The sequence below is a fragment of the Mycobacterium sp. UM_11 genome (genome assembly GCF_001414075.1).
In the GTDB taxonomy this organism is placed as follows: Bacteria; Actinomycetota; Actinomycetes; order Mycobacteriales; family Mycobacteriaceae; genus Mycobacterium.
The window spans coordinates 1-23,497 of sequence record NZ_LATC01000077.1 but is presented as its reverse complement, the minus strand read 5'-3'; the positions used below and the strand labels follow the sequence as shown (position 1 = coordinate 23,497).

Sequence of the window (23,497 nt, the reverse complement as noted above, 5' to 3'; positions counted from 1 at the left end):
ATGTGTATAAGAGACAGACCTGGAACTGGCCCGGGTAGTAACCGGAGTCGACCGCGGCGCGCGACGCGCCGACGGCGCCGCCCAGCGAGTCGGCCAGCTCCTCGACCACGTGGAAGTTGTCGGCGCTGCCGACGCCGCGGCCACCGGACACCACGATGGTGGCCTCGGTGAGCTCCGGGCGGTCACCGGCGACCGCCGGCTCGCGCGCGGTGATCTTGGTGGCGTTCTCGGCGGGCGCGGGTACCTCGACGGTGACCTGCTCGCCGGCGCCGGCCTGCGGCTCGGCGTCGATGGCGCCGCCGCGGACCGTGATGACCGGGGTGTCCCCGTTGGCCTGCGCCTCGACGGTGAAGGCGCCACCGAAGATCGAGTGCACGAACTTGCCCTCCTGGACGCCAACCACGTCGACGAGCAGGCCGGAGCCGATCCGGGCGGCGAGCCGGCCGGCGACCTCTTTGCCGTCGGCGTTGGCCGACAGCAGGACGGCGGCGGGTGAGTTGGACTCGGCCAGCGAGGCGAGCACGTCGACCACCGGGGTGATCAGGTAGTTCTCGGCGTCGTCGGACTCGGCGACGTAGATCTTTTCGGCGCCCGCCTCCTTCAGCCCGTCGACCAGCGGCGCGGCCGTTCCCGGCTTGCCGACCACGACGGCGGCCGGCTCGCCCAGCGCGCGGGCGGCGGTGATCAGTTCGGAGGTGACCTTCTTCAGTGCGCCTTCGGCGTGCTCAACGAGCACCAAAACTTCTGCCATGGTTTCTTCGCTCTTCTCGTCTGTGGATTCTGTGCTCGGCTAGATGATCTTCTGGGCCACGAGGTACTGGGAGATCTGGTTGCCGCCCTCACCTTCGTCGGTGACCTTCTCACCCGCGGTCTTCGGCGGCTTCGGCGTCGACGACAGCACGGTCGACCCGGCGTTCTCCTGCCCGACCTCGTCGCTTTCGACGCCGATCTCCGAAAGGGTCAGCACCGTGACCTCTTTCTTCTTGGCGGCCATGATGCCCTTGAAGGACGGGAAGCGCGGCTCGTTGATCTTCTCGGTCACACTGACCACCGCGGGCAGCGACGCCTCGAGCGTGAACACGCCCTCGTCGGTCTCGCGCTCGCCGGTGACCTTGCCGCCCTCGATCGACAGCTTCCGCAGGTGCGTCAGCTGGGGCAGGCCCAGGTACTCGGCGATGATCGCCGGCACCGCGCCGCCCGAGCCGTCGGTGGACTCGTTGCCGGCGATGACGAGCTCGGTGCCCTCGATGGTGCCCAGCGCGCGCGCCAGCGCCCATGCGGTCTGCACCACGCAGGAGCCCTTCATGCCGTCGTCCTTGAGGTGCACGGCCTTGTCGGCCCCCATCGACAGCGCCTTGCGGATCGCCTCGGTGGCGCGTTCGGGGCCGGCGGTCAGCACGGTCACCGAACCCTCGCCGCCCTCCCGCTCGCGGATCTGCAGGGCCTCTTCGACGGCGCGCTCGTTGATCTCGTCCAGCACCGCGTCGGCGGCCTCGCGGTCCAGCGTGTAATCGCCGTCGTTCAGCTTGCGCTCCGACCAGGTGTCTGGGACCTGCTTGATCAGGACCACGATGTTCGTCATGAGTGTGGTTCGTCCTCCTATTGAAGGAGTCCCGCGGCGGTCGACCACGAGACTTTCAGTAGCGTTTAGCAGCGCACGGTCGTGTTACTACCGGGTAACTTTGTGCAGCCTGCCTTCACACCATAGCGGGTCGTACTGCAGGTTCTTGCGGCGTGCCTACCCTGCGTGAGCGGGGGCGCCCCGTTCCCGGTTCGCGAATCCGACACTTCGCGTTAGCCTGCCTATGCGATGAGCGCAACCATCCCCGACGCACCCCGGCGCGGCCCCGGCGATCCGTTGCCGGCGGCTGACCCCGTCCTGACGTTGACGGGCGAGCGCACCATCCCGGATCTTGACGTCGAGAACTATTGGTTCCGCCGCCACCAGGTGGTTTACCAGCGGCTGGCCGGACGCTGCGCGGGCCGCGAGGTGCTCGAGGCCGGCTGCGGCGAGGGCTATGGCGCCGACCTGATCGCCGGTGTCGCCCGTCGGGTGGTCGCCGTCGATTACGACGAGGCCGCGGTGGCCCACGTGCGCGCCCGTTACCCGCGCGTGGAGGTGATGCGGGCGAACCTGGCCGAGCTGCCGCTGCCCGACGCGTCGGTCGATATTGTGGTCAACTTCCAAGTCATCGAGCACCTGTGGGATCAAGCACAATTCGTCGCCGAGTGCGCGCGGGTGCTGCGCCGCGGCGGGTTGTTGATGATGTCCACCCCGAACCGGATCACCTTCTCGCCCGGCCGCGACACCCCGATCAACCCGTTCCACACCCGCGAGCTGAACGCCGACGAGCTGACCGCGCTGCTGGTCGACGGGGGCTTTCGCGAGGTGTCGGTCAGCGGGTTGTTTCACGGGCCGCGGCTGCGGGAGATGGACGCCCGCCACGGCGGCTCCATCATCGACGCGCAGATCGCGTTGGCGCTGGCCAGCGACGAGGGGGTGCCGTGGCCTCCCGAGCTGGCCGCCGACGTCGCCGCGGTGACGTGCGACGACTTCGAGATCGTCGCGAGCGACCGGCGTGACATCGACGACAGCCTGGATCTGATCGCGATTGCGGTGGCGCCGTGAGCAATTCGCATGACCGGGTGCCCGGCATGTTCACCCTGGTCCTGCACACCCACCTGCCATGGCTGGCCCATCACGGCCGGTGGCCGGTCGGCGAGGAGTGGCTCTACCAGTCCTGGGCCGCGGCCTATCTGCCGCTGATGCGGGTGCTGGCCACGCTGGCCGACGAGGACCGCCGTGGCCTGATCACCCTGGGCGTCACCCCGGTGGTGAACGCGCAGCTGGATGACCCGTACTGCCTCGACGGCATGCAGCACTGGCTGGCCAACTGGCGGCTGCGCGCGGCCGAGGCCGCCAGCGTGCGCACGGCTCCCCGGTCGAAGTCGGCCAGCTACCCGTCGTGCACACCGGAAGCGTTGCGCGCCTTGGGGATTCGAGAGTGCGCCGAGGCGGACGCGGCGCTGGAGGACTTCGCCACCCGATGGCGGCACGGCGGTAGCCCGCTGCTGCGCGGCCTGATCGACGCCGGCACGGTCGAGTTGCTCGGCGGCCCGCTGGCCCACCCGTTCCAGCCGCTGCTCGCGCCGCGGCTGCGCGAGTTCGCCCTGCGGGAGGGCCTCGCCGACCCGCAGCAGCGCCTGGCCCATCGCCCCAGCGGAATCTGGGCGCCCGAATGTGCCTACGCCCCGGGCATGGAACACGACTACGCCGCCGCGGGCGTCACCCACTTCATGGTCGACGGGCCCTCGCTGCACGGCGACACCGCGCTGGGCCGACCGGTCGGCGACACCGACGTGGTGGCGTTCGGGCGCGACCTGCAGGTCAGCTATCGGGTGTGGTCGCCCAAGTCCGGCTACCCCGGGCACGCCGCCTACCGCGACTTCCACACCTACGACCACCTCACCGGGCTGAAGCCGGCGCGGGTGACCGGCCGCAACGTCCCGTCGGAGGGCAAGGCGCCCTACGACCCCGAGCGGGCCGACCATGCGGTCGACGTCCATGTCGCCGACTTCGTCGATGTGGTCCGCAACCGGCTGACGAGCGAATCCGAGCGGATCGGACGGCCGGCTCACGTCGTCGCCGCCTTCGACACCGAATTGTTCGGGCACTGGTGGTACGAGGGCCCGACCTGGTTGCAGCGGGTGCTGCGCGCGCTGGCCGCCGCGGGCGTGCGGGTGGGAACGTTGAACGACGCCATCGCCGGCGGATTCGTCGGCCGCGCAGTCGCATTGCCGCCCAGTTCCTGGGGGTCGGGCAAGGACTGGCAGGTGTGGGCCGGCGACAAGGTGGCCGATCTGGTCCAGCTGAACAACGAAGTGGTCGACACGGCCCTGAGCACCGTCGACAAGGCGCTGGCGCAGCGCTCGTCGCTGGACGGCCCGCTGCCCCGCGACCACGTCGCCGACCAGATCCTGCGCGAGACCCTGCTCACCGTCTCCAGCGACTGGCCGTTCATGGTCAGCAAGGACTCGGCCGCCGACTACGCGCGCTACCGCGCGCACCTGCACGCGCACGCCACCCGCGAGATCGCCGGGGCCCTGGCCTCCGGCCGGCGGGACGCCGCGCAGCGGCTGGCCGAGGGATGGAACCGCGCCGACGGGCTGTTCGGCGCGCTCGACGCGCGCAGGCTGCCCCGATGAGGTGCCCGGCCGCGTGAAGATCCTGATGGTGTCCTGGGAGTACCCGCCGGTGGTCATCGGCGGCCTCGGCCGGCACGTGCATCACCTGTCGACCGCGCTGGCCGCGGCCGGTCACGAGGTCGTCGTGCTGTCCCGCCACCCCTCGGGCACCGATCCCAGCACACACCCGTCGTCGGACGAGGTCCTCGACGGTGTCCGGGTGATCGCGGCGGCGCAAGACCCGCACGAGTTCTCCTTCGCCACCGACATGATGGCGTGGACGCTGGCGATGGGCCACGCGATGATCCGCGATGGCTTGTCGCTGAAGAAGCGCGGCAGCAACCGGCCCTGGCGCCCCGACGTGGTGCACGCCCACGACTGGCTGGTGGCCCATCCCGCGATCGCGCTCGCCCAGTTCTACGACGTGCCAATGGTTTCCACCATTCACGCCACCGAAGCCGGACGGCATTCCGGCTGGGTGTCCGGCGCCATCAGCCGTCAGGTGCATGCGGTGGAGTCCTGGCTGGTGCGCGAATCCGATTCACTGATCACGTGTTCGGCGTCGATGGCCGACGAGATCACCGAACTTTTCGGCCCCGGCCTGGCCGGAATCACGGTCATCCGCAACGGCATCGACGCGGCGCGCTGGCCGTTCGCCGAGCGGCGACCGCGGACCGGGCCGGCCGAGCTGCTCTACCTCGGGCGGCTGGAGTACGAGAAGGGCGTGCACGACGTCATCGCGGCCCTGCCGCGGATCCGGCGCAGCCATCCCGGCACCACGCTGACCATCGCCGGGGAGGGCACCCAGCAGGACTGGCTCGTCGAGCAGGCCCGAAAACATCGGGTGCTCAAGGCCACTCGCTTCGTCGGACACCTCGACCATGCCGACCTGCTTGCGGTGCTGCACCGGGCCGACGCCGCGGTGCTGCCCAGCCACTACGAGCCGTTCGGGATCGTCGCGCTGGAGGCCGCGGCGGCCGGCACACCGCTGGTGACGTCGAACATCGGCGGGCTGGGCGAGGCGGTGATCAACGGGCAGACCGGGGTGTCCTGCGCGCCCCGGGACATCGCCGGGCTCGCCGCGGCCGTGGGCGCCGTGCTCGACGACCCGGCGGCCGCGCAGCGCCGCGCCCGCGCCGCCCGCGAACGGCTCACGTCCGCGTTCGACTGGAAGACCGTGGCCGGCGAGACCGCGCAGGTGTACCTGGCGGCCAAGCGCGGCGAGCGCCAGCCCCAGCCGCGAATGCCCATCGTCGAGCACGCCCTGCCCAACCGCTAGCCTGCATAGATGGGGCTGGAATTTTCGAGCGTGGTCGACGCGCCCATCGCCGACGTGTTCGCGTGGCACGCCAGGCCCGGCGCGTTCGCCCGGCTCTCGCCGCCGTGGCAACCGATGCGGCTGGTCACCGAGGCCGCCTCGCTCAAGGACGGGCGGGCGACGCTGGCCCTGCCCGGCGGGCTGCGCTGGGTGGCCGTCCACCAGGCCGACGGCTACGACCCACCGCGGCGCTTCGTCGACGAAATCGGCAGCGGCGGCCTGACCTCGCTTCCGGCGCGAATCGCGATGCGGTGGAGGCATGTTCACGATTTCGAGGACCTCGGCGATGGCCGCACCAGGGTGATCGACCGGGTCGACACCCCCGCGCCGGCGTCGCTGCTGCGGCCCATGTTCGTCTACCGGCACCGTCAACTCGCCGATGATCTGGCCGCGCACCGGCTGGCCGCCGCGAACGGGCTGGCGCCCCTGACCGTCGCCGTCACCGGGGCTTCGGGACTGGTGGGTTCGGCGCTGACGGCCTTTCTGAGCACCGGCGGTCACCGCGTCATCCGGTTGGTGCGCCGCGCCCCGCGCGGCGAGGACGAGCGGGAGTGGGACCCCGAGGATCCCGATCCGGGAGCCTTCGCCGGCGTGGACGCGGTCATTCATCTGGCGGGCGCATCGATCGCAGGCCGGTTCACCGAGAAACACCGAAAGGCCATCCGCGACAGCAGGATCGGCCCGACACGGCGGCTGGCCGAAGCGCTGGGCCGCGCCCCGGCCCGCCCGGCGGTGCTCGTCTCGGCGTCGGCGATCGGATACTACGGATCCGACCGGGGCGATGACATCCTCACCGAGGACAGCGACCGCGGCGATGGCTTCCTCGCAGACGTGGTCGACGACTGGGAGGCGGCAACGACACCCGCCGAGCAGGCCGGGGTGCGGGTGGTGCGGGTGCGCACCGGCATCGTGCAGTCGCCGCTCGGCGGCACCTTGAAGCTGATGCGCCCATTGTTCGGCGCCGGCCTGGGTGGCCGGCTCGGCGACGGCCGGCAGTGGCTGTCCTGGATCGGGATCGACGACCTGGTCGACATCTACCACCGCGCCCTCTGGGACGGTGAACTGTCCGGCCCGGTGAACGCCGTTGCGCCGCAACCGGTTCGCAACAGCGAGTACACCCGCGCGCTGGCCGGTGTGCTGCACCGCCCCGCGGTGCTGCCCGTCCCGTCGCTGGGGCCCCGGCTCCTGCTCGGCGAGCAGGGCGCGCGTGAATTGGCGTGCGCAAGCCAGCGGGTGGTGCCCGCGAAGCTCACCGAGGCCGGCCACCGATTTCGCCAGCCCGATCTCGATCAGGCGCTGCGCCACCTGCTCGGCCGGGCGAGCTGAGGAAAACACCCTCCCCATTTTTGCCTGATCAGACCCCATAGCGGGCCGCAGATGGTTCAATTTCTTAATGATTTTCGGTGCGCTGGTCCGTCGGGCCGGCGCGGCCATCATAGGCATCATCGCGGTGGCCGTGCTGGTGCTCGCGCCGCGTCAGGCCCGGGCCGAATCGACCGAAGCGGACAGCACGACCGACGTGGAATGCCGCGGCGCGACCCGACCGGTACCGACGACATGGTATTTCCCGAGCACGCCCCCGCTGGGACTGGTGTGGCTGCAGCACGGCTTCGTCGAGGGCAGGAGCCTGTGGTCGGCCTTCGCCACCGAGGTCGCCGACAGCGGTTACCTCGTGCTGGCCACCACACTGTCCACCGTCAATCCCCTCGGCTGCACGGTGGAACACCTGATCGACAACACCGCCTTTCTGGGCAACATCGCCGATGTCTTTGCCCGCAAAGACGATCCGCACGGGGCGTTGGCGACGTCCCTCGCGACGGCCGCGGCGGCGGCCGGCCGCCCGGTGCCACCGCTGCCCGAGAAAATGGTGTTCGTGGGGCATTCGGCGGGGGCCGAGGCCGTCGAATACGTCGCCGAGCGCCTGCACACCACCTACCCGGCGGCGTTCACCCGATTGCGCGGCATCGTCAGCGAAGACGGCGTCAAGTCGTTCATCGGGTCCAACACCGACGACGCGCTGGCGGGCCTGGCGGGCACCACCCTGCCCGTATACGCCACGGCGTCACCGCACCTGCTGTGCAACTTCTTTCAGCGCGGCACCAAGGCCATCGAACGGTACCTGGCGGACCGGCCCTTTCACGGCGTCAAGATCACGACCGGCGCCCACGGCGACGCCCTGGGCCCGTCGTCGCCGGGCTACGAAAACCTCGTGTGCGGCCGCCCGAAGCCGGACAACATCGCGGCGGTCTGGGGGCTGACGCGGGGCTGGATCGCGGACATGATCGCGGGAACGACCACGCCCGACTTCTACCCGGGCGGAGGCTATTACACCGAACTCGAGACGGCCGGCACCATCACCACGCTGCCGTGACTAGTCCGCGGCTCTGCCGTGCCGGCTGCGCCGATAGGCCCGGGCGCGTAGGTCGGCGAGCCACCGCGGATGCAGGCTCAGGCCCGGCGCGGTGTTGACGACGGGATCGAACGACACGTCGTGCGATCGTTCGGGGTCGACGATACCGGTGAGCGTGAGCCGGCCCAACGGCGCGAAATCGCCACTGCCGCAAGCCTGGTCGAGCGACACCTCGATTTCGCCGTGTTCGAGCCGCTTGCGCACGCTCTCCAGCGAGAGGCCAAGTCCGTCGATGTGGCTCACGATCCGGGCCCGCAGCCACCAGTTGTCGCCCTGGTAGTGCAGCGGCATCAGGGTGGTCAGCGTCTGAGAGCTCCACGAGATGGCCGGCCGCAGCGCCAGCGCCCGGGACAACACCCCGGAGCCCGAGGAGACGACCAGGATGTCCCAGGGTCCCGCCCCCTGGGGCGGGGCCACCCGGAAGGCCAGGCCGATGAAGTCGGGCAAGGGCCCCGGGGTGCCGCTGGCCTTCGACAACCGCGCGACGATTCCCGACGAGGCGATCGGCAGCCCCTCGCCGGCGGGCGCCAGGCGTTCGATGAAGCCGTCCGCCAACACGCCGACCGGATGAAACAGCCGCTTGCCGCGGAGGGCGGAGCCCCATTGGAAGGGCAACGCGACCAGATCGGAAACACTCACCGGCGGCGGGTTCCCGTTTCCGGACGGCGGAAACCCGCCGGCGTTGCTCACCCGCTCATGCGGATGTCAGCGTCGTCTCGTCGTGGTCGGCCCCGCCCGTCGCCCGGGTGACCGCACGGCCGATCGGTGGGACGCGGGTCGCTCGGACGTAGACGGTGTCGCCCTCGCGCAGCGCCAGCGCTTCGGCGTCACCGCGGGTGATCTGGGCGGTGAACGGCCCGCCGCTGGCGGAACTGGTCAACTCGACCCGCACCTCGAAGCCCAATGTGACCACCCGGTCGACGGTCGCGGCCACCACGCCGACGGATGCCGCGCTGCCGTCACCGCCGGCGATCGCCATCTGGGGGTTGCGACCCACCCGGATGTCGTGCGGGCGAACGAGGGCGCCGTTGAGCTCGGACACCGCACCGAGAAACGACATCACGAAGGGGTTGGCCGGGGAGTCATAAACGTCGCTGGGCGACCCGACCTGCTCGATGCGCCCCTTGCTGAGCACGGCGATCCGATCCGCCACATCCAGCGCCTCCGTCTGATCATGGGTGACCAGGACGGTGGTGACGTGCACCTCGTCATGCAGGCGCCGCAGCCAGGCGCGAAGATCCTCGCGCACCTTGGCGTCCAGCGCGCCGAACGGCTCGTCGAGCAACAGCACCTGCGGGTCCACCGCCAGGGCCCGGGCCAGCGCCATGCGCTGACGCTGGCCGCCGGACAGCTGATTCGGGTAGCGGCCCTGAAATCCCGTGAGCCCCACCACCTCCAGCAGGTGGTCGACCTTCGCCTTGATGTCGGCTTTCGGCCGTTTGCGGATCTTCAGACCGTACGCGACGTTGTCGCGGACGGTCATGTGCTTGAACGCGGCGTAGTGCTGGAATACGAAGCCGATGCCGCGCCGCTGCGGCGGCACGTTCGTCACGTCGCGATCCCCGATCGTGATCGTCCCGCTGTCCGGCTGGTCGAGGCCCGCGATCGTGCGCAGCAGCGTCGACTTACCCGAGCCGCTAGGACCCAGCAACGCCGTCAGCGAGCCGGTGGGTACGACGAAGTCCACGTGGTCCAGGGCGACGAAGTCGCCATAGCGTTTGTAAGCATCGCGCACCGTGATCGCATGCGAGTCGGGATTGCTGCTCTGAGTCATGTCCGAGTCTCCTTGTCAAACCTCGATTTTCGCGCGCGCTCGGCGAATCTGCAGAACTACCTTGACAATCAGGAATGTGATCGCCACGCCCATCATCAACGTCGACAGGGCGTAGGCGCCGTACTCCGCCCCCCGGTTGTAGCGGTCGTTGACCAGCAGCGTGAGGGTCTGCGACTCCCCCGGGAGATTGGACGACACCATGATCACCCCGCCGAATTCCCCGAGGGTCCGGGCGGTGGTGAGCACGATGCCATATACCAGCCCCCATCGAATCGACGGCAACGTGATCCGCCAAAACGTCTGCCTCCAGTGGGAACCGAGGGTGGCGGCCGCCTGCTCCTGCTCGATACCCACCTCTTGGAGTACCGGCTGAACCTCGCGCACCACGAACGGCAGCGTGACGAAGATACTGGCCAGCACGATGCCGGGGGTGCTGAAAATGATCGTGATGCCGAGATCCTTTTCGACGAAGCCCAACAACCCGGCCGAACCCCACAACACGATCAGGGCGACGCCCACGATGATCGGCGAGACCGCGAACGGGAGATCGACGACCGTCTGCAACACGCCCCGGCCGCGAAATCGGCCGCGGGCCAACAAGAGTGCGACCAGCACCCCGAAGATGACATTCAGCGGAACGACGACGGCCACCACGAGCAGCGACAGCTGCAACGCCGAGATCGCCGCCGGCGTGGTTATCCAGTCGTAGAACTGGCCGACGCCGGGTCGAAACGTCCGCCACAGAATGATCGCCACCGGAGCGATCAGCATCACGCCGAGGTAGATCAGCACCGCGAACCGCGTCAGGTAACGGCCCCAGCTCACCGGCGTCACGGGGCTTTCTCCTCACGGCGGGCCCTGCGGCCACCGACGATGCGCAACAGGAACAGCACGGCGAACGAAATCGACAGCAACACGATCGATATCGCGGCGGCGCCGGTCCGGTCGTCATTCTCGATCAGGGCGCGGATCCATTGCGAGGACACCTCCGTCTTGCCGGGCACCTGTCCACCGATCGTCACCACCGAGCCGAATTCGCCGATGCAGCGCGAAAACGCCAGGCCCGCACCGGATAGCAGCGCCGGAAGCAGCGACGGCAAGACGATCGACGTGAACACCTTCGGGCCGGTGGCACCCAATGACGCGGCCGCCTCCTCGACTTCGCGGTCGATCTCCAGCAACACCGGCTGAATCGCGCGCACGACCATGGGCAGTGTCACGAAGATCAACGCCACCGTGACGCCCGGCGGAGTGTGCTGCAGATGGAGACCGATCGGGCTGTTCTTGCCGTAGAGGGCGAGCATCACCAGGCTGGTGACGATGGTGGGCAACGCGAACGGCAGGTCGATGATGGCATCGAGCACGCCCTTGCCGATGAAGTCGTCGCGCACCAGCACCCAGGCGGTCGCCAGGCCGCACACCAGGTTGATGATCGTGACGACCACGGAGACCATCAGCGTCACCCTGAACGACTCCAGCGCGGCGTGCGAGGTGATGGCCAGCCAGAAGGCCTCCCAGCCCCCACCCACGGCCTGCCAGGCGATCGCGGCCAACGGCAGCAGCACGATCAGCGAGAGCCACAGGCCCGCTATCCCGACTCCGAGCGGCATTCCGCCCGATGGGCCGGGAGGGCGGGCCGGCGGCCGGTGGGGCGGCCGAATGCCGGGCGGGGCGAGTTCGGGCCGGATCGCCTCCGGGTCCGGGATGACGGCGGCCGTCATCCCGTGGCCTTCAGGTAAACCTTGGTGATGCTGCCGGTGCTCTTGTCGAACAGCTGCCGATCGACGTTGGCCCAGCCGCCGAGGTCGGTGATCGTCCACAACTTCATCGGCACGGGATACAAACCGCGGAACTTGTCCGCCACGGCCGGCTCGACCGGCCGAAAGCCGGCCTCGGCCCATATCCGTTGCGCCGCCGCCGTGTACTGGAAGTTCGCGAAGGCGATCGCGGCGTCGAGGTGTTGACTCGTCGCGATGACGGCCAGCGGGTTCTCGATCTTGAACGTCTGCGACGGGGTGATGTGTTCGACCGGCTTGCCTTGCCGCTCAACGGCGATCGCCTCGTTCTCGTAACTGATCAGCACGTCGCCACTGCCTTCCACGAAGACATCGGTGGCCAGCCGCCCCGAACTGGGCCGCAGCTTGACGTGTTCGTGAACCAGCTTGCTGATGAATTCGATGCCGGCTGCGGTATCCGTCCCACCGCCGCTCTTGGCCGCGTACGGGGCAACCAGGTTCCATTTGGCCGAACCCGAGCTCAGCGGGCTGGGCGTGACCACCTCGATGCCGGGCCGCAGCAAGTCGTCCCAATCCCGAATGTTCTTCGGATTCCCCTTGCGCACAACCAAAGTCACCACAGATCCGAACGGAATGCCTTTCCTGGCGTCTTTGTCCCAATCCGCGGAAACCTTGCCCGCCCTGACCAATCGGGTGATGTCAGGCTCGACCGAGAAGTTCACGACGTCGGCCGGTTTGCCTTCCACCACGCCGCGAGACTGGTCGGCCGAGGCGGCGTACGACGCGACCACCTGCACGCCCCTGCCCTCGGCCGAGCCGTTGAACGCGGAAATGATCTTGCTCCAACCGGGTTCGGGGACCGAGTAGGCGACCAGGGTGATCTTGGTGTTCGCGCTCGTCGGTCCGCCGCCGCCCACGGCATCGCTGGCACCCCCGCCACATGCGGTGACGAGCCCGATCAAACCGGCGAGGGCGGCGAGTCGCCGCCCGCGCCGGGCGCTGCTGGTGCTGCTGAACATTGATGGCCTTCCGGGGCGGAGCGTGATCCATGCGTCCCGTAGCTGCGGATGGGCGTCTCGACCGTCACCGGGGTGAAGTGATCCGGTCCGCGCGCGGGAGGGTCAGCAACGACAACAGCGCACGACCACCGAGCAAACATCCCGTGCGACGCGCATGGCCCGAAGCGTAACAATGCGCGGGTGGCTTCGCGGGTCGACAGGGGCGCCGCGTGGCGGACGCGACCGCCATTAAGCCAGGCGACGTTTCGGGTGGCCGACGGCCCGTTTACCGACGCGTAACACCCACCCGGCGGCCGGACGGTTCAAAACGTGGACCCCGCCGGGCGTGCCTTCCAGCAACGCCAGCCCGCCGCAGCGTGCGCGCGCAGCTCGGCGTGAACCCGAATTCGCAGGCAACACGATAAAGCCACAGCGTGAGGACGCCCCGGTGACCGCCGGACTCGCCGGGCGGGCCGGCCGAGCGCGCGGAGACTCGACCGGCTGGCGGACGCGGGCGACGCCGCTCGGCGCGGACGCGGCGACGGCCGGGCCCCGATGGTTGCGGCGTCGTCCCTTGGGCGAGGACGTAAAAAAGTCACGATGATGGAAATGGACTTCAGACGTGCCGGCCGATCATGCGCGTTCCTCCCGACGGCTTGTGGCGGCTGGTTCTGCGCGCGCCCCACCACCCCTCACATCCGTCCGAGGGATTCGCGGACACGTTATTGGGCCGTGGTTACCCGCGGGAGGCACCGCCAAACCGCCCGGGTCCAGGCGAAACGATCATGGCTCGGCGCTGCCCAGATCCCCTTGAAATCGGCGCATCGCGTCGATCAGCGCGCCGAGCACGCGATGCGCCGCGGCCAAATCGGTGTCGGGCAGCTCCTCGAGGGCAACATGGGTGTGTTCGCCGAGGGGACTGAAGAACGACCGGGCGGTGGCCAGACCGGATTCGCCGTGTCGCAAGACCACCTTTCGGCGGTCATCGGGGTGGGAATCCCGACGAATGTGGCCGGAATCGATCAGCCGATCCACCAGGTAGGTGATGGCCGAACCGGACAGGCCCATCCGCTGGCTGAGGTCACCGGAGGTCATCGGACGTCCCGCGAGCTCCGCCACCGTGACGTACATCAGCGCGCGAAAGTCATTGGGCCGCAACCGGTGTGATGCCGCGAACTGCCGTCCGATCTGGTCTGATTCGGTTGATATCTCCCGCAGATCGGCGGTGATCAGCGACTCCAGCGCGTCGCGTCGGCGGCGCTGCTCATCAGCGTCCATAACGGTGTGCAGCATATCCCCGAACGCGGGGAAATTTCAGTTGGTTAATGGTTAATTACCTGAAACGCCTCCCCGGCGAGCGCCCTAGGACTGGCGCAGCGCCATGAACTTCAGTAAGTTAATGTTTAAGTAACTGAAGGTGATGGGCGACCCGAGCGTGGACCGCGAGGCCGTTTTGCCGGTCCGAGCAGCGGGTATGACCGCGGTGTTTGGGCCGTCCTAACCTGGGAATGCCAGCCGTCCGGGAGGGAGCGCGTGGCCAAGATGGGTGCTTTGTCGTTGACAACCGAGTCGCCGGCCCGCCCGGCGGAATGGGCCGGCACCGCCCGCTTCGAAGAGTGGCGTGCTGACGTGCGGCGGGGAGTTCTCGCCCACCTCGCCGACTTCCTCGAGCCGCGGCGATTCGAGCTGGGCGACACCCGCGTCGACGCCGCCGGCGAAATCCTGCTCGACTTCACCTCGGGCGGCAAGTGCCTGCGGTCGACCTTCGTGTACCTGGGATGGCTCTGCGGCGCCGCGCCCGGTGCCGCGGCGTTGCGCGCCGCCGCCAGTTTCGAGTTGCTGCACGTCTTTGCGCTGCTGCAAGACGACGTCATGGACGGTTCGGCCGAACGCCGGGGCCGCCCCGCGGCGCACCGGCAATTCGCCCAATGGCATCGCGAGCGCGGGCTATCGGGCTCGTCACGGCGGTTCGGCGAATCGGCCGCCATCCTGCTGGGCGACCTCTGCCTCATCTGGTCCGAGCAGATGCTGCGCGAGAGCGGCGTCGACGCCCGGGGTTTGCGCCGGGCGTGGCCCCGGTACGACACGATGCGCACCGAGTTGGCGGTGGGCCAGTTCGCCGACCTGACGAGCGACGTTCGGCACATGCCGACGCTGGAGGCCGTGCTGGATGTGGCGCGCCGAAAGTCGGGCAACTACACCGTGCGGCGGCCGCTGGAGATCGGCGCGACGATGTCCGATTGCGACGACCGGACGCTGACCCAGCTCGGCCGGTACGGCACCGCCGTCGGAGAGGCGTTCCAGCTGCGCGACGACGTGCTGGGCGTCTTCGGCTCGCCCTCGACCACCGGGAAGCCCTGTGCCGGAGATCTGTTGGAGCGCAAGGCAACCAGCGTCGTGGTGACCGCTCACCAGCTGGCCGATCCGCCGACCCGCGCCGAATTGACCGAACTGATGAACGGCCACATCCTTGGCGACGACGCGCTCGACCGATGGAAAGCGTTGATCGTCGGGACCGGGGCCCTGAACCTGATCGAGGAGATGATCAGCGACCGGGTCGCGGCCGCCCGCGAACACCTCGGCGACACCTCGATCGACGAGCCGGTCCGGGCCGCGCTGGACCACATGGCGACCGCCTGTACGGATCGTGCCGAATGAGCGCGATGAATTTGGGAGCATGGTAAAGATGCGGACCATCGAAGGACGCAGCGAGCACGTGGTGGTGGTCGGCGCCGGCCTGGCGGGACTGTCCGCCGCATTGCACCTGGCCGGCCGGGGCCGCACGGTCACCGTGGTCGAGCGCGAGCCCTGGCCCGGCGGGCGCGCCGGGCGGCTCGACATCGACGGCTACCGCATCGACACCGGGCCCACCGTCCTGACGATGCCGGACATCATCGACGACACTTTGGCGGCGGTGGGTCAAAGCTTGTCCGGCCGGTTGGAGCTGCTGCCGCTCGATCCGGCCTACCGGGCGGTGTTCGCCGACGGCAGCGCGCTCGACGTGCACACCGATCCGGAGCGGATGACGACCGCCATCGAAGAGTTCGCCGGCGTCGGCGAGGCAGCGGGCTACCGGCGACTGCGCGAATGGCTCAAACGGTTGTACCGGATCGAGTTCGACGGGTTCATCGCCGCCAATTTCGATTCCCCGTTGTCGTTGCTCACACCGCAGTTGGCACGGCTGGTCGCGATCGGCGGTTTCCGCAAGTGGGATCGCGTGGTCAAGCGCCACCTCAGCGACGCCCGGCTGCAGCGGGTGTTCACCTTCCAGTCGCTGTACGCGGGCGTGGCGCCGCGAAACGCCCTGGCCGTCTACGCGGTCATCGCCTACATGGACACCGTCGCGGGGGTGTTCTTTCCGCGCGGCGGCGTCCGCGCGCTGCCCGACGCGTTGGCCGCGGCGGCGGCCGACGCCGGGGTCGAATTCCGCTACGGCGCCACGGTTACCGGGCTCGACCGCACCGCCGGGCGGGTGACGGCCGTGCGGACGGATCGCACGGATCCCATCGCCTGCGACGCGGTGGTCCTGACCACCGAGTTGCCGAAGACCTACGAACTGTTGGGACGCACACCGCGCCGACCCGTGCGGCTGCGGGCGGCACCGTCGGCGGTGGTTGCCCACCTGGGCTGCCGCCGCGCGGCGTCCGGGGCGGCGCACCATACGATCCTGTTCGGTGAATCCTGGGATCAGACCTTCACCGACATCATTCGCGATGGACGGCCGATGCGGGATCCGTCGCTGTTGGTCACCCGTCCCACGGCGAGCGACCCGACGCTCGCCCCGGACGGACGCGACCTGCTTTACGTACTGGCCCCGGCGCCGAATCTCGATCGCGGCGCCATCGACTGGGGCGCTGTCGGCACCCCGTACGTCGACACCCTCATCGAGCATGTCTCCGCCCGGCTGCTGCCCGGGTTGGCCGACGACGCAACGGTTTTGGACGTCGTCACGCCGGCCGACTGGGCGCGCCAGGGCATGGCCGCGGGCAGCCCGTTCGCGCTGGCGCACACCTTCGGGCAGACGGGTCCATTCCGGCCGGCCAACATGGTCCGCGGCGTCGAGAACGCCGTGCTCGCCGGGTCGTCAACGGTGCCCGGCGTCGGCGTGCCCACCACGCTGATCTCGGGCCGGCTGGCCGCCGACCGCATCACCGGCCCCAATGCCGGCCGGGCCACGACGACGCACCACGACCTGAAAGCCGGGCTGACATGATCCGCAGCGAGTTGGACGCGGCCGGAATCGACGATCCGCGGCTGCGCGACGGGTACCGGCGCTGCCGGGAACTCAATGCCGCACACGGCCGCACCTTCTTTCTGGCCACCCGCCTGCTGGCGCCCGACCAACGACCGGCGGTGCACGCCCTCTACGGGTTTGCGCGCTACGCCGACGACATCCTCGACGACCTGAACCCGCAGCTGAGCACCGACGTTCGCGGCATGCGCCTGCAGCAGCTGGCCGAGAAGTTCTTCGCCGGCGGAGACCATCTCGACGATCCCGTGCTCGCCGCGGTCACCCACACCGCGCGCCGGTACCGGATCGCGACCGAGTTGTTCGACGACTTCCTGGCGTCGATGCGGATGGACCTCACCATCACCGACTATCCCGACCGCGGGGCGCTCAACCTCTACATGCGCGGGTCCGCCGAAGCCATTGGGCTGCAGGTACTTCCGGTCCTCGGCACCGTCACGTCGGTCGAGGAGGCCGCGCCTTATGCCGCGGCGCTGGGCCGGGCGTTCCAGCTCACCAACTTCCTGCGCGATGTCGACGAAGACCTGCTGCGGCAGCGGGTCTACCTGCCGGCCGACGAACTCGCCGCCCACGGAGTCGATCGCGAGCTGCTGACCTGGTGTCACCAGCACCGCCGTACCGACCCACGGGTCCGCGAGGCGCTGGCGGCCCAGCACGAGATCGCCCGGGACACATACCGTTTCGCCGCCAACGGGATCGCCATGCTCAGCCCGCGCTCACAACCCTGCGTGGCCACCGCGGCGGCGTTGTACTCCGAAATCCTGGACCGCATCGAGAAAAGCGACTTCGCGGTGTTCGCCCACCGGGCCACGGTCGGCCGGGCCCGACGACTCCAGGTGGCCGGTGTGGGGCTGATACGGTCGTGGCGGGCGCGCAACAGTTCGCCCGGTGTTTCGGATGCCCCGGGGGCCGCATGACCGATCGCTGGCAATATCTGCTGGTTCTGGCGGCATGCCTGGCGATCACCGCGCCCCTGGAGATGTTCGGTCCCGGCATCTACCGGCAGTGGCGGCGGCTCGCGAAGGCGGTCGCGCCGGTGACCGCGGTGTTCCTGCTCTGGGACGAGATCGCCATCGCCGCACACGTATGGACGTACGACGCCGCCTACATCACCGGCGTGAACATCCCGTTCCGGGTGCCGATCGAAGAGGTGCTGTTCTTCGTCGTCATCCCGATTTGCGCGCTGCTGACCTACAACGCCGTGAGCACCATCCTGGACCGGGTCCACCGCCGATGACCGGCCTGGGCTACACGGTGCCGGCCGTCGCGGCCGTATTGGCAGTCTGCGCATGGGAATTGGCGGTCCTGCGCACCGGCCTCTTCCGGCGACCGGCCTACTGGCTGTCGATGCTGATAATTCTCGGATTCCAGATTCCGGTCGATGGCTGGCTGACCAAGCTCAGCTCCCCGATCGTCCGCTACAACCCTCACCAGATCACCGGCCTGCGCTTCCCGTTCGACATCCCGGTCGAGGACTTCTTGTTCGGCTTCGCGCTGGCCACCGCGGTGCTACTGCTCTGGGAACGCCAACGTGCGCGTCGGTGAAGCCCGGCCCACCCCCGGTGAATTGTCGGCCGCCTTCGACGCGGGGGCGACGGCATACGACCGGCTGGTGGGCTCCAGCCCCGGCTACCACGAACACCTGCTGCTGTCCGCGCGCCGCCTGCGAATCCCGGACCGCGGCAGGGGCTTACGGTTGCTCGACGCCGGGTGCGGCACCGGCGCGTCGACGGCAGCGCTGCTGGCCGTCGCCCCCGAGGCCGAGATCGTGGCCGTCGACGCGTCGCGGGGCATGCTCGATGCCGCGGCCGCGAAGGACTGGCCACCGTCGGTGCGGTTCGTGCACACCCCCGTCGAGCAGCTGGCGGAGCACGGCATCCGCGGGCCATTCGATGGCATCCTGGCCGCGTACCTGATCCGCAACCTCGCCGACCGGGACGGTCAATTGCGGAAGCTTCGGGCGCTGCTGCGGCCCGGCGCCACCCTGGCGGTGCACGAGTACTCGGTGCGCGATTCGCCGGTCGCCACCCGCATCTGGCACGCCGTGTGCTGGGGCATCATCATTCCCGCCGGGTGGTGGCGCACCGGGGACGCGACGTTGTACCGCTACCTGTGGCGCAGCGTGCTGCGGTTCGACGGCGCGGCGCGATTCCGCGAGCGCCTCGCCGATGCGGGCTTCACCGCGGTGCACAGCGAAACGATGCCCGGCTGGGAGGCCAACATCGTGCACACGTTCCTGGCGGACGCCCCGCTATGAACGTCACCGACCGCCGGCGCGAGACACGGCCGGCGCCAACCGGATTGCCCGACGCCGGCGCGCTGGCATCACGACCCCGGGTGGTCGTCGTGGGAGGCGGCATCGCGGGGCTGACCGCCGCCACCGGCCTGGCCGAACGCGGCGTCGCCGTCGAGGTGATCGAGCGGGAGGCCTACCTCGGCGGCCGGGTGGGCGGCTGGACCGAGCACCAGGATGGCGCCGCGCTGGCGATGAACCGCGGCTTCCACGCGTTCTTCCGCCAGTACTACAACCTGCGTGCCCTGCTCGGGCGCATCGATCCGCAGCTGCGGATGCTCACCGCCGTCGACGACTACCCCCTGATCGACGGCGCCGGCCGGCGCGACACCTTCCGGGGGCTGCCGCGCACCCCGCCGTGGAACGCGTTGGCCTTCGCCGCGCGCAGCCCCACCTTCCGGCTTCGCGACTTCCTGGCGATCGACGCCCGGGCTGCCGCGCCGCTGGCCGCGGTGTCGGTTCCGGACATCTACGAGCGCCTGGACCACTTCGACGCGGCAACGTTCTTGAAGAGCATCCGATTCCCCGAGGCCGCAAGGCATCTGGCGTTCGAGGTGTTCTCGCGCAGCTTCTTCGCCGACCCGTCGAAGCTTTCGGCGGCCGAGTTGGCGACGATGTTTCACATTTACTTCCTGGGCTCCTCCGAGGGCCTGATCTTCGACGTGCCCACGTCGAACTACGACAGCGCCCTGTGGCAGCCGCTGCGGCGCTACCTCGAGGCTCGGGGCGTGCGCTTCCGGCTCGGGACCGGCGCGTCGCGCATCGACATCGAGACGGCGGGATCCTTCCGGGTGCAGACCGATTCGGGTGACGACGTGGAGGCCGACGCCGTGGTGCTGGCCACCGACGTGGCCGGCCTGCAGCGCGTCGTCGGTGCATCGACGGGGCTGGGGACCGATGACTGGCGCGCCCAGGTCGCGCGGCTGCGCACGGCGCCGCCGTTCGCCGTGCATCGGTTGTGGCTCGATCGCCCGGTCGCGGACCGGCGACCGGCGTTCCTGGGCACCGCCGGTCACGAGCCGCTGGACAACATCAGCGTGCTCGAGCGTTACGAGCGCGAAGCCGCCGAGTGGGCGCGCGCGCATCGTGGATCGGTGGTCGAACTGCACTCCTACGCCCTCGATGCCGCGCCGTCGCGCGCGGCGGCGCTGCGCCAGCTGCACAAGGTGTACCCGGAAACCGCTGCGGCGCAGATCGTTTGCGAACGGCTGCTGCACCGCAGCGATTGCCCGCTGTTCGCCCCCGGGTCCTATTCGGCCCGTCCCGCGGTGGTAACGCCGCAACCCGGGCTGTTGTTGGCCGGCGACGCCGTCCGCATCGACCTGCCGGTGGCGCTCATGGAGCGCGCCGCCACCACGGGTTGGTGCGCCGCCAACCATTTGCTGGGAGGATGGGGGCTGGCCGGGCACCCGTTGGTCACCGTACCCACCCGTGGCCGATCACCCCTGCTGCGATGGCTCGCCACCCGGGAAGGAGCCGCCCGACGATGAATATTCGCGAACAGCTACAGCAGCTGCGGCCCGCCGCGTGGCCCAAAGACTGGCCCCTGCAGGTGATCCCGCGCGCGCCGTGGGCCGAGCAACGCCCAACCTACCGGGAGGCGCAACCCGCGATCATCGAGGGCGCGCTGGAACGGGCCCGGCAACGGCCCACCGGAAACTGGTTCGCGTTCGCCGGCAGTGCCGACGTGCGGCCGGGGCGGCCGTTCGGCGCGCGGGTGGCCGGGGTCGAGATCGTCGCCTGGCGCGACGGCGACCACCGGCTCTGTGTGGGCCCCCGCAGTTGCCCGCACCTGGGGGCCGATCTGGCCACCGGGACAGTGCACGACGGCACCCTGATCTGCCGATGGCATGGGCTGGCTTTGGATGGCCACGGCCGCGAATTCGGTTGGAGCCCACTGCCAGGCCACGACGACGGGACCCTGGTCTGGGTGCGACTCGACAAAGCCGGCGGGGAGGCCCCGTTGCCGGAGCCCGTGATCCCGGCCCGGCCGGCCGGCGAGACGCTGGCCGCCGTTGCCCGCATGGCTGGGGTGTGCGAGCCCGACGACATCATCGCCAACCGGCTCGACCCGTGGCATGGCGCCTGGTTCCACCCGTACTCGTTCACGCGTCTCGAAGTGCTCACCACGCCAACCGAACACGCCGATCGCTTCCTGGTGGCGGTGACGTTCCGGATGGGCCGCCTGGGCGTCCCCGTCATCGCGGAGTTCAGCTGCCCGGAGGCACGCACCATCGTGATGCGCATCGTGGACGGCGAGGGAAGCGGAAGCACCGTCGAGACACATGCCACGCCAATGGGTTCGGGACCCGACGGACATCCCCGGACCGCCGTCCTGGAGGCGACCATCGCCCATTCGGACCGCCCCGGCTTCCGGCGTGCGTCACGCGTCGCCCCGCTGATCACGCCGCTGATGCGCCTCACCGCAAGCAGACTGTGGCGCGACGATCTCGCCTATGCCGAACGCCGCTACCAGGTCCGCGCCGGGCTCGCCTGACCTGACTCCGTCGGCGGGGCCGCCGCATCGGGTTGCGGCGCCCGGGACTTGCGGCGCCACAACGCCCACGTGCCCACCGACAGCGCAATGGCCGACAGAACCAAGGCCGGCCACAGGGCGATCTGCGCGAGCCACAAATCCCGCTGTAGGCGCACGACTTTGCGCCGGCCGCGCCAGACGCGCTGGGGCATCTCTCTCATAGTCATCGCAGGCCACATACCCCACCATGGGCCGATTAAACGGGTTTGACAGCCGGCGCTGGGGGCTAGTCACCAGCATGAGCACTGAGTCGAGCGTTTCCCCCAAGCCGTCATCTCGATCCTTCACCCGACTAGCGGCGGCGTGGTGGGCGCTTGTCGTCGGCCTGTTGATCCTCATCGTTCTGCTCGTTTTCGTCGCGCAGAACACCGAATCGGTAACGGTGCACTTCCTCGGTTTCCATTGGAACCTGCCGGTGGGTGTGGGCTACCTGTTGTCGGCGGTCGCGGGCGCGACCACGACGGTGCTAGTCGGCGCCGCCCGGATGATCCAGCTGCGCAGGGCCGCCAAGAAGCAGCTGCGTCCGCTTTGATCCCCTCGCCCGCGCAAAGCAAAGCCCTTGCTTGACAAGCGCTCACGAGGGACCGCCCCTGGCGCAAACGCGGATTTGCCAGTAACTTAAATATTAAGTTAATTAACTTAATGGGCCCATTGCGGGGGATTCGGGCCTCGTTTCAGCGGGAATGCGACAGCCACGGATTGGGGAGGAACCATGGGCGACAACGGTGCAAGCGAAGCCGTCGCGCGGGCGGTGGGCAAGCTCACCGAGGCTCTGGAGACCGTCGAGCGCGCCCGGGGACACCTTTACTCGTTCCACCAGCTGACCGGGCGCGCCGACCTGCAACTCGACGAAGCGGTCGCGCAGCTGCGCGACCTCGGACACTCCGATCTGGCGCAACACATCAGCCACGAATTGATCGGGCGCAACGTGTTACCGGGCCGGTGGACGTTTCAGGTCGTCGACGACTACGACGACGGCTACTACCGGTGCTTCCAAGAAGTCGAGCACCTGGTGCGTAGCCGGCTCACCGGCGGCCGCCGACACCTCTACGAAGCGCAGCTGAAGGAGAGTCGGCGCACGCACGACCACCCGGCCCACACCGCCGCCCCCACCGACCACTCGGCGAAGGAGTGAATTGATGCATTGCGTCGTGTTCGGCGCCACGGGATACCTGGGCACGCGGCTCATCCCCCGGTTGCTCGAAAACGGGCACAGCGTGCGCGTTCTGGCGAGGGACCCCGCGAAGCTCGACGGGGTTTCCTGGCTCGATCGGGTGGAGGTCGTGCAGGGCGACGTCATCGATGCGGGCGCGGTGCGGCGGGCACTCGAGGGGCGCCAAGTCCTGTACTACCTGGTGCATTCGCTGATGCGACCCGACTTCGTCGACTTCGACGAGCGCGCCGCCCGCAACGTCGCCGAGTGCGCGGCCCAGGCGGGCGTGTCGCGCATCGTCTATGTCGGGGGCATCACGCCCGACGGGCAGGAGCTGTCCGATCATCTGGCGTCTCGCGCGCAGGTGGGCAAGCTGTTCCTGGCTTCGGGTGTGCCCGCCGTCGAATTGCGCGCCGCCGCCGTCATCGGGGCGGGATCGGCGAGCTTCGAGATGCTGCGGTACCTCACCGAGCGGCTGCCGGTCATCGTCGCGCCGCGCTGGTTGCGCACCCGCGTCCAACCCATCGCCGTCCACGACGTGCTCTACTACCTGGTGCGCGCGGCGGAACTGCCCGCCGAGGTCAACCGGCCATTCGACATCGGCGGCCCCGACCGCTTCACCTACACCGAAATGATCCGCAAGTACGCCGTGATCGCGGGGTTGCCCAGGCGCCCCGCGGTGCCGGTGCCGTTGCTGACCCCGCGGCTGTCGGCGCCCTGGGTGGACCTGCTCACTCCCCTGCCCCGCCAGCTGGCCGTGTCGCTGATGGAGTCGCTGGAAAACGACGTGGTGTGCGCCGACCACGACATCGCCCGCTACATACCCTGTCTCTTATACACATCTG

Annotated in this window: 25 protein-coding genes; 16 read left to right on the top strand and 9 right to left on the bottom strand. The window is 69.4% G+C overall.

Annotation, left to right across the window (positions count from 1 at the left end; all coding sequences use genetic code 11):
• Both WU80_RS18140 and WU80_RS18135 read right to left on the bottom strand, forming a co-directional pair.
• On the bottom strand, positions 1–751 hold a 751-nt coding region (locus WU80_RS18140), incomplete at its 3' end, for an electron transfer flavoprotein subunit alpha/FixB family protein (RefSeq protein WP_055405804.1).
• 39 nt (positions 752–790) lie between these two features.
• Entirely contained in the window at positions 791–1,582 is a 792-nt protein-coding gene (locus WU80_RS18135; RefSeq protein ID WP_055404310.1) for an electron transfer flavoprotein subunit beta/FixA family protein, read from the bottom strand.
• 228 nt (positions 1,583–1,810) lie between these two features.
• Between WU80_RS18135 and WU80_RS18130 the strand changes: the two genes are divergently transcribed.
• From WU80_RS18130 to WU80_RS18110, 5 genes are all read left to right on the top strand, one after another.
• Entirely contained in the window at positions 1,811–2,629 is an 819-nt protein-coding gene (locus tag WU80_RS18130) for a bifunctional 2-polyprenyl-6-hydroxyphenol methylase/3-demethylubiquinol 3-O-methyltransferase UbiG (protein ID WP_055404312.1), read from the top strand.
• Positions 2,630–2,655: 26 nt separating this feature from the next.
• Positions 2,656–4,206 (top strand): glycoside hydrolase family 57 protein, encoded by a 1,551-nt coding sequence (locus tag WU80_RS18125; RefSeq protein ID WP_156349635.1) that lies wholly within the window; start codon positions 2,656–2,658, stop codon positions 4,204–4,206.
• Between the two features lie 13 nt (positions 4,207–4,219).
• The gene (locus WU80_RS18120; protein ID WP_055404346.1) at positions 4,220–5,464 is read left to right on the top strand and encodes a glycosyltransferase family 4 protein; all 1,245 of its coding nucleotides are present in this window, start codon (positions 4,220–4,222) and stop codon (positions 5,462–5,464) included.
• 9 nt (positions 5,465–5,473) lie between these two features.
• A complete protein-coding gene (locus WU80_RS18115) occupies positions 5,474–6,829 on the top strand; it encodes a TIGR01777 family oxidoreductase (RefSeq protein WP_055404315.1) in 1,356 nt (451 codons plus the stop codon).
• A 67-nt stretch (positions 6,830–6,896) separates the two neighbouring features.
• Positions 6,897–7,874, top strand: coding sequence for a hypothetical protein (locus WU80_RS18110; protein WP_055404316.1), 978 nt, complete (start codon positions 6,897–6,899; stop codon positions 7,872–7,874).
• Here WU80_RS18110 and WU80_RS18105 read toward each other — a convergent pair whose 3' ends face one another.
• The 6 genes from WU80_RS18105 to WU80_RS18080 all read right to left on the bottom strand — a co-directional run bounded on the left by WU80_RS18105 (position 7,875) and on the right by WU80_RS18080 (position 13,714).
• Positions 7,875–8,552 (bottom strand): hypothetical protein, encoded by a 678-nt coding sequence (locus WU80_RS18105; protein WP_055404348.1) that lies wholly within the window; start codon positions 8,550–8,552, stop codon positions 7,875–7,877.
• A 55-nt stretch (positions 8,553–8,607) separates the two neighbouring features.
• Positions 8,608–9,687: a sulfate/molybdate ABC transporter ATP-binding protein gene (locus WU80_RS18100; RefSeq protein ID WP_055404318.1), complete on the bottom strand. Its 1,080-nt coding sequence runs from the start codon at positions 9,685–9,687 to the stop codon at positions 8,608–8,610.
• 15 nt (positions 9,688–9,702) lie between these two features.
• Positions 9,703–10,521, bottom strand: coding sequence for a sulfate ABC transporter permease subunit CysW (cysW, locus tag WU80_RS18095; protein ID WP_055404320.1), 819 nt, complete (start codon positions 10,519–10,521; stop codon positions 9,703–9,705).
• A complete protein-coding gene (gene cysT / locus WU80_RS18090) occupies positions 10,518–11,408 on the bottom strand; it encodes a sulfate ABC transporter permease subunit CysT (protein ID WP_055404322.1) in 891 nt (296 codons plus the stop codon). The genes cysW and cysT overlap by 4 nt, the downstream gene beginning before the upstream one ends.
• A complete protein-coding gene (locus tag WU80_RS18085) occupies positions 11,405–12,442 on the bottom strand; it encodes a sulfate ABC transporter substrate-binding protein (protein ID WP_055404324.1) in 1,038 nt (345 codons plus the stop codon). The genes cysT and WU80_RS18085 overlap by 4 nt, the downstream gene beginning before the upstream one ends.
• A 762-nt stretch (positions 12,443–13,204) precedes the next feature.
• Positions 13,205–13,714 carry a MarR family winged helix-turn-helix transcriptional regulator gene (locus WU80_RS18080; RefSeq protein ID WP_055404327.1) on the bottom strand — a complete coding sequence of 170 codons (510 nt, stop codon included), beginning with the start codon at positions 13,712–13,714 and terminating at the stop codon, positions 13,205–13,207.
• 249 nt (positions 13,715–13,963) lie between these two features.
• Here WU80_RS18080 and WU80_RS18075 point away from each other — a divergent pair, with 249 nt between their 5' ends.
• The 8 genes from WU80_RS18075 to WU80_RS18040 are packed head-to-tail and all read left to right on the top strand — an operon-like array spanning position 13,964 to position 21,460.
• Complete coding sequence (locus tag WU80_RS18075; RefSeq protein WP_055404350.1) at positions 13,964–15,079, top strand: polyprenyl synthetase family protein; 1,116 nt, start codon at positions 13,964–13,966, stop codon at positions 15,077–15,079.
• Between the two features lie 28 nt (positions 15,080–15,107).
• Entirely contained in the window at positions 15,108–16,634 is a 1,527-nt protein-coding gene (gene crtI, locus WU80_RS18070; protein WP_055404352.1) for a phytoene desaturase family protein, read from the top strand.
• Complete coding sequence (locus WU80_RS18065) at positions 16,631–17,587, top strand: phytoene/squalene synthase family protein (protein WP_055404329.1); 957 nt, start codon at positions 16,631–16,633, stop codon at positions 17,585–17,587. The genes crtI and WU80_RS18065 overlap by 4 nt, the downstream gene beginning before the upstream one ends.
• The gene (locus WU80_RS18060) at positions 17,584–17,907 is read left to right on the top strand and encodes a lycopene cyclase domain-containing protein (protein ID WP_055404331.1); all 324 of its coding nucleotides are present in this window, start codon (positions 17,584–17,586) and stop codon (positions 17,905–17,907) included. Before WU80_RS18065 ends, WU80_RS18060 begins: the two co-directional genes overlap by 4 nt.
• Complete coding sequence (locus WU80_RS18055) at positions 17,904–18,215, top strand: lycopene cyclase domain-containing protein (RefSeq protein WP_055404333.1); 312 nt, start codon at positions 17,904–17,906, stop codon at positions 18,213–18,215. Before WU80_RS18060 ends, WU80_RS18055 begins: the two co-directional genes overlap by 4 nt.
• The gene (locus tag WU80_RS18050; RefSeq protein WP_055404335.1) at positions 18,202–18,927 is read left to right on the top strand and encodes a class I SAM-dependent methyltransferase; all 726 of its coding nucleotides are present in this window, start codon (positions 18,202–18,204) and stop codon (positions 18,925–18,927) included. Before WU80_RS18055 ends, WU80_RS18050 begins: the two co-directional genes overlap by 14 nt.
• Positions 18,924–20,453 carry an NAD(P)/FAD-dependent oxidoreductase gene (locus WU80_RS18045; RefSeq protein ID WP_055404337.1) on the top strand — a complete coding sequence of 510 codons (1,530 nt, stop codon included), beginning with the start codon at positions 18,924–18,926 and terminating at the stop codon, positions 20,451–20,453. Before WU80_RS18050 ends, WU80_RS18045 begins: the two co-directional genes overlap by 4 nt.
• Positions 20,450–21,460 carry a DUF5914 domain-containing protein gene (locus WU80_RS18040; RefSeq protein ID WP_055404338.1) on the top strand — a complete coding sequence of 337 codons (1,011 nt, stop codon included), beginning with the start codon at positions 20,450–20,452 and terminating at the stop codon, positions 21,458–21,460. The genes WU80_RS18045 and WU80_RS18040 overlap by 4 nt, the downstream gene beginning before the upstream one ends.
• On the opposite strand, the gene WU80_RS18035 is transcribed toward WU80_RS18040, so the two are convergent.
• Positions 21,433–21,666: a hypothetical protein gene (locus tag WU80_RS18035; protein ID WP_055404341.1), complete on the bottom strand. Its 234-nt coding sequence runs from the start codon at positions 21,664–21,666 to the stop codon at positions 21,433–21,435. The two genes, WU80_RS18040 and WU80_RS18035, sit on opposite strands and share 28 nt — an antisense overlap.
• Positions 21,667–21,737: 71 nt before the next feature.
• Here WU80_RS18035 and WU80_RS18030 point away from each other — a divergent pair, with 71 nt between their 5' ends.
• The 3 genes from WU80_RS18030 to WU80_RS18020 all read left to right on the top strand — a co-directional run.
• A complete protein-coding gene (locus WU80_RS18030; RefSeq protein WP_055404342.1) occupies positions 21,738–22,031 on the top strand; it encodes a lipopolysaccharide assembly LapA domain-containing protein in 294 nt (97 codons plus the stop codon).
• A 180-nt stretch (positions 22,032–22,211) separates the two neighbouring features.
• Entirely contained in the window at positions 22,212–22,634 is a 423-nt protein-coding gene (locus WU80_RS18025; RefSeq protein ID WP_055404344.1) for a hypothetical protein, read from the top strand.
• 4 nt (positions 22,635–22,638) lie between these two features.
• Positions 22,639–23,497: NAD(P)H-binding protein (locus tag WU80_RS18020; protein WP_156349634.1), on the top strand; the 859-nt coding region annotated here is incomplete at its 3' end.